10 protein-coding genes are annotated in these 12,861 nt (G+C 71.5%); 6 read left to right on the forward strand and 4 right to left on the reverse strand.

Annotation, left to right across the window (positions count from 1 at the left end):
* Positions 1-96 precede the first annotated feature (96 nt).
* The gene (locus ACFW3L_RS21270) at positions 97-729 is read left to right on the forward strand and encodes a DJ-1/PfpI family protein (RefSeq protein WP_378743126.1); all 633 of its coding nucleotides are present in this window, start codon (positions 97-99) and stop codon (positions 727-729) included.
* Positions 730-782: 53 nt separating this feature from the next.
* Here the strand turns inward: ACFW3L_RS21270 and ACFW3L_RS21275 are convergent, their stop codons facing one another.
* On the reverse strand, positions 783-1,796 hold the full coding sequence (locus ACFW3L_RS21275) for a MerR family transcriptional regulator (protein WP_378743128.1): 1,014 nt from the start codon (positions 1,794-1,796) through the stop codon (positions 783-785).
* Positions 1,797-1,911: 115 nt separating this feature from the next.
* On the opposite strand from ACFW3L_RS21275, the gene ACFW3L_RS21280 reads away from it, so the two are divergent.
* The 4 genes from ACFW3L_RS21280 (at position 1,912) to ACFW3L_RS21295 (ending at position 6,647) form a co-directional block, all read left to right on the forward strand.
* Positions 1,912-2,916: a threonine aldolase family protein gene (locus ACFW3L_RS21280; RefSeq protein WP_378743130.1), complete on the forward strand. Its 1,005-nt coding sequence runs from the start codon at positions 1,912-1,914 to the stop codon at positions 2,914-2,916.
* A 148-nt stretch (positions 2,917-3,064) separates the two neighbouring features.
* Positions 3,065-3,853: an IclR family transcriptional regulator gene (locus tag ACFW3L_RS21285; protein WP_378743132.1), complete on the forward strand. Its 789-nt coding sequence runs from the start codon at positions 3,065-3,067 to the stop codon at positions 3,851-3,853.
* Between the two features lie 373 nt (positions 3,854-4,226).
* On the forward strand, positions 4,227-5,726 hold the full coding sequence (glpK, locus tag ACFW3L_RS21290; RefSeq protein WP_378743134.1) for a glycerol kinase GlpK: 1,500 nt from the start codon (positions 4,227-4,229) through the stop codon (positions 5,724-5,726).
* A gap of 159 nt (positions 5,727-5,885) precedes the next feature.
* The gene (locus ACFW3L_RS21295; protein WP_378743136.1) at positions 5,886-6,647 is read left to right on the forward strand and encodes an MIP/aquaporin family protein; all 762 of its coding nucleotides are present in this window, start codon (positions 5,886-5,888) and stop codon (positions 6,645-6,647) included.
* Between the two features lie 72 nt (positions 6,648-6,719).
* Here the strand turns inward: ACFW3L_RS21295 and ACFW3L_RS21300 are convergent, their stop codons facing one another.
* A complete protein-coding gene (locus ACFW3L_RS21300) occupies positions 6,720-7,574 on the reverse strand; it encodes a helix-turn-helix domain-containing protein (RefSeq protein ID WP_378743138.1) in 855 nt (284 codons plus the stop codon).
* A gap of 456 nt (positions 7,575-8,030) precedes the next feature.
* Between ACFW3L_RS21300 and ACFW3L_RS21305 the strand changes: the two genes are divergently transcribed.
* Complete coding sequence (locus ACFW3L_RS21305) at positions 8,031-9,599, forward strand: FAD-dependent oxidoreductase (protein ID WP_378743140.1); 1,569 nt, start codon at positions 8,031-8,033, stop codon at positions 9,597-9,599.
* Between the two features lie 233 nt (positions 9,600-9,832).
* Here the strand turns inward: ACFW3L_RS21305 and ACFW3L_RS21310 are convergent, their stop codons facing one another.
* A complete protein-coding gene (locus tag ACFW3L_RS21310) occupies positions 9,833-10,036 on the reverse strand; it encodes a cold-shock protein (protein ID WP_014912876.1) in 204 nt (67 codons plus the stop codon).
* Between the two features lie 279 nt (positions 10,037-10,315).
* Positions 10,316-12,817, reverse strand: a complete 2,502-nt coding sequence (locus ACFW3L_RS21315) for a glycoside hydrolase family 2 protein (RefSeq protein WP_378743142.1) — start codon at positions 12,815-12,817, stop codon at positions 10,316-10,318.
* Between the last annotated feature and the right edge of the window lie 44 nt (positions 12,818-12,861).

A 12,861-nucleotide genomic window follows, 5' to 3' on the forward strand; every position in this document is an offset into this window, starting at 1 on the left:
GGCACCGACGGACAAACCAGGTGATCCGTGCGGCCGATGCGACGTCCACGGTGTGCGTGAATTGACACCCGGCCACCCAGACCCCAACCTCATGCCATGAGCGCTGAGCCCACCCCCTCTCTGCACCTCGCCGTTTACGACCGCATGGCCGACTGGCACTACGGCCACACCGTCGCGCAGGCGCGGGAGGGCATCGGTCCCCACCGGACCGGCAGCCTCCCGGTCGTCACCGTGGGGCTCACCGGGGCCCCGGTGACCACGGCGGGCGGGCTCACCGTGCTCCCCGACGTCACACTCCCCCAGCTCAAACCCTCGACCAGCGCGATGTTCCTCCTGTCGGGCTCACCCGACTGGGACACCGAGCCGGAGTCCCTGGCGCCCATGGCCTCGGCGGCGGGCATCCTCCTCGACGCCGGCGTCCCCGTGGCGGCGATCGGCGGCGCGACGGCCGGACTGGCCCGGGAGGGCGTGCTCGACCACCGCGACCACACCAGCTCGGCCCCCGACTACCTCCTGGGCACCGGGTACGCGGGCGCCGGACGCTACCGCGAGCAGCTGGCCGTCACCGACGTGGACCTGGTCACCGCGGGGGGAACCGCCCCGGTCGAGTTCGCCCGGGCGGTCCTGGCCCGGCTCGACCTGCTCAGCCCGCGCGCCCTCGACGCCTGGTACCGGCTGCACGCCCTGCACGACGCGGACGCCTACCTGACGCTGCTCGAAGAGGCCTGAGGCAGGCCTCCTCCAGCCCCCCCCCACGCGCACACCCCGGCGGGGTTCCGGACTCAGGAGGCGACAGCCGCCGCGCTCATGGCGTCCGCGATCCAGACGTAGACGGCCGGGTCGTCGTCGTGGTCCTCGGGGACACCGTTGATCACGGCCACCAGGGACAGGTACCGGCCGTGGGTGCCGTCGTAGCCGGGCTCCTCGGAGACCGCGTCCTCCTCCGCCATCCGGCGCACGAGGTCGGGGATCCGGCGGAACCCGTCGGCCATCCGGTCGCGGACCTCCGGGGTGAGCCTCTCCCCGGAGAGGGCGACCGCCGCCTCCATGAACCGTGTGACGGTGGCCTCCGCACGCGCCGACCGGGGGGACTCCCCCGCACGGTGGGCGGCGAGGAGGTCCTCCATGAGGGGCGTCCCGCTGTCGTGGATGAAGTCCTGGAACGGCTCGGTGGCTATCGTCCGCGCCTCCGGCGCGGCGTAGGTCTCCCGGAGGTGGACGCGGACCGCGTCGCGGAACTCCTGGTCCGACACCAGGTCGGCCAGGGTGATCCAGGCCTCCAGCTGCGCGGCGGTGGGCTCCTCGGGCAGGACCGGACGCATGGCGCGCAACCGGTCGACGAACCCGTCGGGCACGTCGAGCCCCTCCGCGACGTCGTTCCAGAAGTCGTCGATGGTCCGCTCCCGCTCCTCGTCGGTCATCGTCACCAGCTGGTGCATCAGGTCGACCCGCTCAGCCTCTCCTCCCTCCCTGATCAGGGCCGTGAGCACCGCCCTCCTGGACCGGAGGGTGCGCTCCTGCCGCTCGACGACCTCCAGGTGGGTCACGAGCACGCCGTGCAGGGTCGTGTCACCGGAGAGGAGCCTCCGGATCTCCCTGAGGTCGGTGTCCAGCTCGCGCAGCGTGCGGACCAGTTCCAGCGCGGCGATGGCGTCGACGTCGTACATCCGGTGCCCCGCCTCGTTCAGGGCCGTGGGCCGGACGATCCCGGCCTCCGCGTAGTACCGGACGGCGCTGACGCTCAGGCCGCTGCGCCGTGCGGCGTCTCCGATGGTGTAGAGCTCCTCGTCGTTCATGGGGATCACTGTGGCGCCTCAAGCCACTTGAGACGCAAGCCCCCGTCCGGGGCGGCCCGGATTCCGGAGGGGCCGCGCAGTATCGTCGTGGGGCACCCCACGCCGAGGAGTACCCGTGATCGACCTGCGTTCCGACACCCTGACCAGCCCGACCCCCGCGATGCGCCGGGCCATGGCCGAGGCCGAGGTGGGTGACGACGTGTTCGGCGAGGACCCCACCGTGCGCGCGCTGGAGGAGGAGACCGCCGCCCTGCTGGGCCGGGAGGCGGCGCTGTACGTCCCCTCCGGGCACATGGCCAACCAGCTCGGCCTGTACGTGTCCACCCGCAGCGGCGAGGAGGTGTGGGCGCACGAGCACCACCACCTCATCGGCGACGAGCAGGGCGCCACGGTGGTGCTGGCCCGCGCGCTGCCGCGACTGTACTCGGGCGACCCGTTCCCCTCCCGGGAGCTGCTGGAGTCGTGGAGCGCGGGCGTCGGTGACGTGCACCGGGCCGACCCCGCCCTGGTGTGGCTGGAGAACACCTTCTCGGGTCAGGTGGTCCCCCTGGCCGAACAGCGCCGGGTGACGGACTTCGCGCACGCGCACGGCCTGCGGGCCCACCTGGACGGCGCCCGGCTGTGGAACGCCGCCGCCCATCTCGGGATCTCCCCCGCCGACGTGGCCGCGGGCTTCGACACGGTCTCGGTCTGCTTCTCCAAGGGTCTGGGTGCGCCGGTGGGCTCGGCGCTGGTCGGTGACGCCGACACGGTCCGGCGGGCCAGGCGCAGCCGTAAGCTCCTGGGCGCGGGCATGCGCCAGGCGGGGATCATCGCGGCGGGTGCCCTGCACGCGCTGCGCCACCACCGGGAGCGGCTGGTCGAGGACCACGCGCGCGCGGCCCGGCTGGCCGAGCTCCTGGCGGACCTGCCGGAGCTGACGGTGGACGCCCGGACCAACATGGTGCTGGTCACCACCCCCGAAGGCAGCGCCGGACGGTACCTGGAGGCCCTCGCCGCCGAGGGGGTCCGGGCGCTCGGCGGAGGGTCCCGGGTACGGCTGGTGCTGCGCCAGGAGATCACCGACAGCGACGTCGAGGAAGCGGCGCAGGCGATCGTCCGCGCGGTCGCGACCGTCTGAGGTGAACCGACCGCAGGTCAGCGAGGTGGCCCGTCGGTAGACTTGGCCGATCGCGCGCGAACCCGGGGCGCCGACAGGTGTTGCGCATCACATCGCGTAGTAGCATCGGGCGTATGACATTGTCGTACTAGAGAGTGGTAGCACCGCAATGCCGGGAAGAATCCAGTCCATCGAACGCGCCGCCGCGATCCTCCGGCTCCTGGCCAGTGGCGCCCGCGGACTGAGCCTGGCGGAGGTCTCGCGATCCCTGGAACTGCCCAAGGGCACCGCTCTGGGCATCCTGCGCACCCTCCAGCACGTGGGCTTCGTGGAGCAGGACCCCGAGTCGGGCCGCTACCGCCTGGGCGGCGGGATGCTCAGCCTCGGCACCCGCTACCTGGACGGCAACGAACTCCGCACCCGCGCGCTGAACTGGGCCGACACCCTGGCATCGCGCAGCGGTGAGAGCGTGCGCATCGGCACCCTCCACAAGCACCAGGTCCTGGTGGTGCACCACGTCTTCCGCCCGGACTCCTCCCGGCAGACCCTGGACGTGGGCACCCTGCTGCCGCTGCACGCGAGCGCCCTCGGCAAGGTCCTGATGGCCTTCGACCCCCTGGCCGTACCGGAGGAGGTCTCCGCCGTGGAGACCGACTCCCCGGTGGAACTCACCTCCTTCACCCGCCACACCGTGTCCTCGATGGCCGCGCTGGAGGCCCAGCTGTCGGAGATCCGCGACAACGTCTGGGGCTGGGAGGCCGAGGAGCTGGTGGACGGCGAGGTGTCCATCGCCGCACCCATCCGCGACCGGCGCGGGGTCACCGTCGGGGCGATCGGGGTGCGCGGCGCCGTCGAGCGCCTGCGCGGCGAGGACGGCAAACCCGACATGGAGCAGGTCTCCTACGTGCGCGACGCCGCCCGCGCCATCTCCCGTGAGTTGGGTGTCACACCCTACTGAGCCGGGGCTCACTCCCTGAGTTGCCCGCCCCGCTCGTCCTTCCCGGCGCTCGGCCCCCGGGCGGCCGGGTCCCTTCACACGCCTTCCCATACCCCGCCGGGCAACGGCCGGACCAAAGGCGGTCACCGCTTCGCCCCACTTCGGGTCAGGCCCCGGAGTGGTGCTTTCCGTGTCCGTGTCCGTCCTGAGACAGTGTCCGCCCGACCGCGTGATCCACGCAACACGATTGCGTCACACGGCCTTGACATGGGAAGGAAAGACGGTTGAAACTAACGCCTATTCATACGTCAATGTCGTACATCGTTCGGTGAGCACCGCCGATCACACCGTTTCCCACCCCGTTCCAGAGCCGTCCACCTGAAGGCGAGCACCGATGAGTCAGCAGTACGTCGCCGCGATCGACCAGGGCACCACGTCGAGTCGCTGCATCCTCTTCGACCGGGACGGACGCATCGTCTCGGTCGACCAGAGAGAGCACCGGCAGATCTTCCCGAGACCGGGTTGGGTGGAGCACGACGCCCTGGAGATCTGGACCAACGTCGAGGCCGTGGTCCAGGAGTCGCTGCGCAAGAGCGACATCACGCCGGACCAGATCGCCGCCATCGGCATCACCAACCAGCGTGAGACCACCCTGATCTGGGACCGGGCGACCGGCGAGCCGGTCTACAACGCCATCGTCTGGCAGGACACCCGCACCGACGACATCGTGCGCGAGCTCGCCGCCGACGAGGGCCAGGACCGGTTCCGCCCCAAGTGCGGACTCCCGCTCGCCACCTACTTCTCCGGGCCCAAGATCCGCTGGCTGCTGGACAACGTGGACGGTGTCCGCGAGCGGGCCGAGCGCGGCGAACTGCTCTTCGGCACGATGGACACCTGGCTCATCTGGAAGCTGACCGGACGCCACGTCACGGACGTGACCAACGCCAGCCGCACCATGCTGATGAACCTGGCCACCCTGGACTGGGACACCGACGTCCTGGAGGCCATGCGGATCCCCGCCAGCCTGCTGCCCGAGATCCGGTCCTCCTCGGAGGTCTACGGCGAGTCCACCGGCTACCTCGCGGGCACCCCCGTGGCCTCGTCGCTGGGCGACCAGCACGCCGCGCTGTTCGGTCAGACCTGCTTCGACCCGGGCGACGTCAAGGGCACCTACGGCACCGGCACGTTCCTGGTGATGAACACCGGAACCGAGCCCGTGACCTCGAACAACGGCCTGCTCACCACGCTGGGCTACAAGATCGGCGACGCTCCCGCCGTCTACGCCCTCGAAGGTTCCATCGCGGTCACCGGCTCCCTGGTGCAGTGGCTCCGTGACAACCTGGGCCTGATCTCCTCCGCCCCGGAGATCGAGACGCTCGCGCGCACCGTGGACGACAACGGCGGCTGCTACGTCGTCCCGGCCTTCTCCGGCCTGTTCGCCCCGCACTGGCGCAGCGACGCCCGGGGCGTGATCGCCGGTCTGACCGGCTACGTCAACAAGGGGCACATCGCCCGCGCGGTCCTGGAGGCCTCGGCCTGGCAGACCCGCGAGGTCGTCGACGCCATGAACGCCGACTCCCAGATCGACCTCACCACCCTGAAGGTCGACGGCGGCATGACCGCGGACAACCTGCTCATGCAGATCCTGTCCGACGTGCTCGACGCCGAGGTCGTGCGCCCGATGGTCGCGGAAACCACGTGTCTGGGCGCCGCCTACGCCGCCGGGCTCGCCGTGGGCTACTGGCCCGACATCGAGACCCTGCGCGCCAACTGGCACAAGGCCGCCGAGTGGAACCCGCGGATGGAGCCCGCGGTCCGTGAGCGCGAGTACCACAACTGGAACAAGGCCGTGCGGCGCACCCTGGACTGGGTGGAACACGAGGACGCCAGGTAGCACCGGGCCGACGGGGGCGGGCCGGGCACACGGCCGCTCCCGGCCCGCGTGACGAACGCGCCCCCGCGGCTCCTCCCGGTGCCCCGGAGCGCGGACCCGGGGCACCGGGAGGTGTCCCGCTCATCCATCTCGGCAGCCCCGCACGGGGCGGAGGTCTCCATGGAAAACATGTCGGTGTACCTGGCGGAGTTCGTCGGTACGGCCATCCTGATCCTGCTCGGCGGCGGTGTCGTCGCCGGTGTCTCACTCGCCCGCTCCAAGGCCCTCGCCGCGGGCTGGATCGTGGTGACGTTCGGCTGGGGCATGGCGGTCGCCATGGCCGTCTACGTCGTCGGCACCGTCTCCGGCGCCCACATCAACCCCGCGGTCACGCTCGGCCTGGCCAGCATCGGTGAGTTCGGCTGGGCGCTGGTGCCCGGCTACATCGTGTCCCAGATGCTCGGCGCCATCGCCGGTGCCTGCCTGGTCTTCCTCGCGTACTTCGCGCACTGGAGGATCACCGACGACCCCGAGGCCAAACTGGGCGTCTTCAGCACCGCGCCCGGGGTGCGCAACCCGGTCGCCAACCTCACCACCGAGGTCATCGGTACCGCGATGCTGGTGCTGGGCATCCTCGGGATCGGCGGCAACGAGGGTTCGGTCACCAAGGGCGACGCCGACCTGTCCGCCCTGTTCGCGCACGGCCTGGCCCCGCTGCTGGTGGGTCTGCTGGTGTTCGCGATCGGCCTGTCGCTCGGTGGCCCGACCGGGTACGCCATCAACCCGGCCCGTGACCTGGGCCCCCGCATCGCGCACGCGCTGCTGCCCATCCCGGGCAAGGGCTCGTCCGACTGGGGGTACGCCTGGATCCCGGTGGTCGGTCCGCTCGTCGGCGGTGTGATCGGTGCCTGGATCTGGCACCTGACCGGCTTCGGAACCTGAACCGGAGGCGGGACCCGCGCTCGTTGGGGGCGCCCGGCGCGGCCGGGCGCCCTCCGGCGTTCGCGGGGTGTCTCACGTGCTCAGGTGGACCTCCTCCAGGTAGTCGAGGGTCTCCCCGGGCCGCAGCGCCACCAGTCTGAGGTGGTTGACCAGCTGCTGGTAGCGGGCGACCTCGTCGGGCTCCTCCAGGTAGATGCCGTCCGTGGCCGTCTCCAGGTAGACCACCGTGGGATCGATGGCGTGCGGGAACTCCAGGATCACGCAGGAGCCCCCGGCCCCGGGGTTGAGCTTGGCCGCCCGGGTCATCTGCACGGTGACGTTGGGCCGCTGGGCCATCTCCAGGATGTGTTTGACCTGGGATCGACGGACCTCGGGATGGTCGTGCAGGCGCAGCAGGGCGCCCTCGTCGAAGATCGCGTACAGCTCGGGAGGGTCCTGGTCCTCCAGGATGCGTTGGCGGGTCATCCGGGCGTCGATGTCCCGGCGGATCTCCTGGGGGTTGGCCAGACACGCCTGGGCGGCGACCCTCATGTACTCCGGGACCTGGAGCAGGCCCGGGATCACGACGGGCTGCCAGGAGGTGATGCGCGTCGCCTCGGTCTCGAAGCCGACGAACCTGGCCGCGAGCACGTCGCGGTACCGGGACCACCAGCCGCGTTCGAGGGACTGGCGGCACAGGTCGAGGATCTCGTCGAACTCTCTGCCCCGGAGCACCTGGCAGGCGTCCAGGATCGCCCTGATCTCCGGGACGCTGGGCCGTTTCTTGACCCCGGACTCGATGTTGGAGTAGGTGGACTTGGACAGGCCGGCCGCCGCCGCGGCCTCTTCGCTGGTCTTGCGGGCGGCGAGCCGCACCCGCCGCAGTTCGGCGGAGAGCCGGCGCCGCCGGATCGTGGGTGAGTACCTAGTGGCCATGATGGGGTTCATCGTAGGACCGGAGATGCCTCCCAAGCTGGACAATCCGGGGAACTCGAAGTCCAGACATCCATCTTGATTGAGGAATCGGGATATCGACTTCTCCAACTCTGGATTCCAGCTTCCTGGACGAGGAAACCGCTCCTGTCCCACCTTGGGGCGACATGCCCGACACCCCTCCGCCCCCGGCGCCGCCCGTGCCGGGCGTCCACCCCGACACCCCTATCAGAGTTCGACAATGCCGAACCCCAGCGGACAACAAGCGACCGTCCGATCCCCCAGAGTCACACCAGGCACATGCGACACGCCCACGGGCCCACACTTCCCCGACGGATCCCGGCAACCGTGACGCCGATCGACGGCATCGTTCGGCATTGTCGTATTATGCGTACGACACCCACCTGAAACGTGGAGCCCGTTCAGGTACGTGCGGTAACGCCCCCCTCCCCAACGGACGGAGCACCAGCCATGACCGCCAGCGCCCACCGCAGCGACGCCAGCACCCACCGAGGTCGTACGCGCGACGAACTCACCCGGGGCACCTTCGACCTCCTCGTCATCGGCGGTGGGATCCTCGGCACCTCCGTCGCCTGGACCGCCACCCAGGCGGGCCTGCGCGTGGCCATGGTCGACGCGGGGGACTTCGCCGGGGCCACCTCCAGCGCCTCGTCCAAGCTCGTGCACGGCGGTCTGCGCTACCTCCAGACCGGCAACGTGCGCCTGGTCGCGGAGAACCACAAGGAACGGCGTTCGCTCGCCTCCGACGTGGCCCCGCACCTGGTCAACCACCGCCCCTTCCTCGTCCCCGTCTACTCCGGGGGACCGCACGGCGCCGCCAAGATGGGCGCGGGCGTCTTCCTCTACTCCGCGCTGTCCGCCTTCGGTGACGGCGTGGGCCGCCTGCTCTCCCCGCTCCAGGCCAAGCGCCTGGCGCCCGGCCTGCGCACCGAAGGGCTCAAGTCGGTGGCCGCCTACAGCGACCACCAGATGAACGACAGCCGCATGGCGGTGATGACCGTGCGCGCCGCCGTGGACGCCGGCGCCGTGGTGCTCAACCACGCCGAGGTCCGCGGGCTGCGGACCACGCGCGGCCGTGTCACCGGCGCGGACCTGCACGACCGCGTGGACGGCGACGACTTCGGCATCGACGCGCGGCTGGTCCTCAACGCCACCGGCCCCTGGGTCGACCACCTGCGTCGCATGGAGGACGCCGCCGCCTCGCCCAGCGTGCGCCTGTCCAAGGGCGCCCACCTGGTGCTGCGCACCCCGGATCCGTGGCGGGCCGCGCTCACCATCCCGGTGGACAAGTACCGGGTGTCGTTCGCGATCCCGTGGGAGGACCACCTGCTCCTGGGCACCACGGACGAGGCCTACGAGGGCGATCCCGCCGAGGTGGGCGTGGTCCCCTCCGACGTCGACCAGATCCTCGGCGAAGCGGCGCTGGGCATCGACTCCTCCTACCTCGACCGGGACCGCATGACCTACTCGTTCGCGGGTCTGCGCGTGCTGCCGGGAGGCCCCGGGGGCACCAGCTCCGCCAAGCGCGAGACCGTCGTCACCCAGGGGCGCGGCGGCATGCTCTCGGTGGCCGGGGGCAAGTGGACGACCTACCGGCACATCGGCCGGACCGTCCTGGAGGAGCTGCGCAGGGTGTCGGCGGTACCGCTGGCCGAGGACATGGCCGACCCGCTGCGAACCGTGCCGCTGCCCGGTCTGGCCAGCCCGGACGCGGTCGCCCAGCGCCTGATCATCGACCGGGACCCCGGCACCCGCCTGGACCCCCTGGTCGCCCGCCACCTGGCGTCGCACTACGGGAGCCTGGCCCTGGACATCGCCGGGCTGGTGCGCGACCAGCCCGAACTGGGCGAGCGCATCCACCCGGACGGCCCGGACGTGTGGGCGCAGGTGGTCTTCGCCCGCGACCGCGAGTGGGCGGTGACCGTCGACGACGCCCTGCGCCGCCGGACCACGGTCACCGTGCGGGGCCTGGACACCCCGGACGTCCGCGAGCGCACCCGCGCCGTCCTGGAGGCCTGAGCGCCCGCCGGAGGCCCTGAACCCCACGAGGAGGCCTCCGCGCGCACACCGGGAGCCCGGGACCGTCGGTGACGGTCCCGGGCTCCCTCACGTGCGGTTCCGGATCACCGCCGGACCACGGGTGGTCACACGGACCCCGGACATGCGAACGCCCCCGGAGTGATGGACTCACTCCGGGGGCGTTCAGCGACGTTCACGCCCGCGAGGGGCGACATCGCTACGTCTATGCGGTCTTAGATCGCGACGACGTTCTCGGCCTGCGGGCCGCGGGTGCCAGCGACGATCTCGAACTCCACGCGCTGGTTCTCCTCCAGGTTACGGAAGCCCGTGCCCTGGATGGCGCTGTAGTGAACGAAGGCGTCGGGGCCACCGTCGTCGGGGGAGATGAAGCCGAAGCCCTTCTCGCCGTTGAACCACTTCACAGTTCCCTGAGCCATGTTTTCTCCTTCAGCTCGGTGTACACGGACGCATACTCACACGCCCGAAAATTGCCGCGAGCCGACTCCATGAGAAACCGCCCGCCGGTCACAAACTCCGCGGGCAAGACACCAACTGCGAAATTCAACGACTAACAATCTCCAATGAACGTACCACAGCCTCGCCAGCTCGCGAGGGTTTTCGGTGTGGCAACCCGCACGGCCCGCCGAGGAATACCGACGGGCCGGGCGGGGAACGCGTGTGATCCCTGAGGCGGACACCGGAGTGTCACGAGAGCGTCACCCGGGGTTCACCAGCGCGTCGTTGACGCACCTCAGAACGGGTGGCGCCGTCACCGCCGCCGGGTCCAGGGCCGCACCGCCCGACACCGTGAAGGTGTGCGACTCGCCGGGCAGCAGCGTCACCAGAGCGCTGTCCGCGCTCGCTCCGGGGTCGAGTCGGTCGACGTTCAGGACCAGATCCCTCAGGAGCACGCGGGCGCGCACCGTCACCCGCAAATCGGAACCGTCCACCCGCGTTTCCGCCTCGAATTCCGGCTTTCGGTACTCCAGGTCGAGATCACGGGAGAAGAACCACCACGCCCGCTCCCCCGCCCCGTCGACGGTGAGCACCTCGCGGGCGGGGTCCCCCGGCTCCGCGACCCCGGCGGGCACCGGAACGCGCAGCGCCCCGCGCGGCGCCACCCGGACCTCGTGCGCGGAGGCGGCCACCGCCCGCCCGGTCCCGGTGTCCCGGCGGGCGAGGGTCACCTCGGTGACCCACTCCTCGTCGGTGTCGTTGCCCAGGACCACCGCCAGACCGGCGGCGGTGGGCTGGACGGTGGCCACCCGGTCCGCGTACACGCGCCGCAGCGCGTACCACAGGGGCTTGCGGCGCCCCGCGCCGTCCACCGCCGCCCACGACGTGACCGGCCAGCAGTCGTTGAGCTGCCACATCACCGTGCCGGTGCAGTACGGCCAGGTCGACCGGAAGTGCTCGATCCCCACCGTGAGGGCACGCGCCTGGTTGACCTGGGTGAGGTAGTGCCAGTCGTCGAACCCCCACTCGCGGTCGCCGAAGTGCGCGGCCAGCCCGCGGGCGAGCTTGCCGTTGCCGTCGTCGGCCTTCTGGTGGTGCAGCACCCCCGGTGAGGTCGGGGTGAGCGGGTCGTCCGTCACGGCGGACCGCAGGGTGGCGTGGGCGGGCGGCGCCTGGTACCCGAACTCGGCGGCGAACCGGGGCCGGTGGTCGCGGTAGACGGTGTAGTCCTCCTGGTTCCACACGTCCCAGAGGTGCATGGTGCCGTGCGCGGCGGCGTTGGGGTGGACCCCCTCGCCCTCGGAGTAGGGGCTGCCCGGCCAGTAGGGGCGGGTGGGGTCGAGTTCGGCGACCACGCGCGGGAGCAGGTCCAGGTAGTACCCGGCGCCCCAGGCGCGGTCACCCAACCGGTCCTTCCACCCCCAGTCCTCGTGGCCCCAGATGTTCTCGTTGTTGCCGCACCACACCGCCAGGCTGGCGTGCGGGGACAGCCGTACGACCGCCTCGCGCGCCTCCGCCTCGACCTCGGAGGCCAGCGGCTCGTCCTCGGGGTAGGCCGCGCAGGCGAAGAGGAAGTCCTGCCAGACGAGGATCCCGCGCTCGGAGCAGAGTTCGTAGAAGTCCTCGGACTCGTACGCGCCGCCACCCCACACCCGCAGCAGGTTGATCCCGGCGTCGCGGGCCTGGTCGATCCGTTCCCGGTACCGGTCCCGGCCGATCCGGCTGGGGAAGGCGTCGTCGGGGATCCAGTTGGCGCCCCGCACCAGGACGTCGCGGCCGTTGACCCGGACGGCGAAGCCCGCTCCCGCGCGGTCGGGTTCGCTGCGCACCGCCACGTTCCGGAACCCGATCCGCCGTTCCCACGTGTCGAGCCGGGGGGTGTCCGGCCCGGCTCCGGCGAGCTCCACCACCAGGTCGTGCAGGGGCTGGGCGCCGTGGCCCCGCGGCCACCAGAGCGCGGGTTCGGCCACCACGAGGTCCAGTACGGCCTCCGTCTGCCCGGGGGCGAGGGTGACGGCCGCGGTGGCTCCCGCGACCGTCGCCGTGAGCGTGAGGGGAAGGTCCGTGCCGGGCCCGGTCCGTTCCACCTCCACGTGCGCGCTGACCCGGCCCAGCGAGCCGTCCTCGGAGACCGACACGAGGGGCCGCACCGTGGCCAGCCGTGCCGTGGACCACGCGTGCAGCCGGATCGGCCGCCAGACGCCGGAGGTGACCACGGTCGGGCCCCAGTCCCACCCGAAGTTGCAGGCCATCTTCCGGATGTACTGGTAGGGCTCGTCATAGGCGCCGGGGAGGGGTCCCATGCGCTGCCGGTTGGCCTCCGCGTACCGGTAGGGGGAGGCGAACTCCACCTCCAGGGCGGGGGCCGGCCCGCCCTCGGCCAGCGCCCGGGTGACGTCGAAGCGGTACGAGCGGTGCATGTTGGCGGTCCGCCCGACCTCCCGGCCGCCCACCCGGAGCGCGGCGACGGTGTCAAGGCCCTCGCAGACCAGGTCCACGCGTTCGGCCGCGCCCACGGCGGGGAGGAGGCCCTCCAGGGTGCGCGTGTACCTCCAGTCGGTCCGGCCGATCCAGCCCAGCCGGTCCTCGTTGTCGTCGAGGTAGGGGTCCTCGATCAGGCCCCGGCCGAGCAGGTCCGTGTGGACACAGCCGGGCACGGTGGCCGGGATCTCTCCCAGCGCGGCGGCCGGGTCCGGCAGCACGCCCTCGTGTGGCACCGCCGTCAGGGTCCAGCCCTCGCCCAGGTCGAACCAGGAGGTCATACGCGCTCTCTCTCACTACTGCTCGGGTACTGCTCGGTACTCGT

The organism is Nocardiopsis sp. NPDC058789 (assembly GCF_042745575.1).
Taxonomy (GTDB): Bacteria; Actinomycetota; Actinomycetes; order Streptosporangiales; family Streptosporangiaceae; genus Nocardiopsis; species Nocardiopsis eucommiae.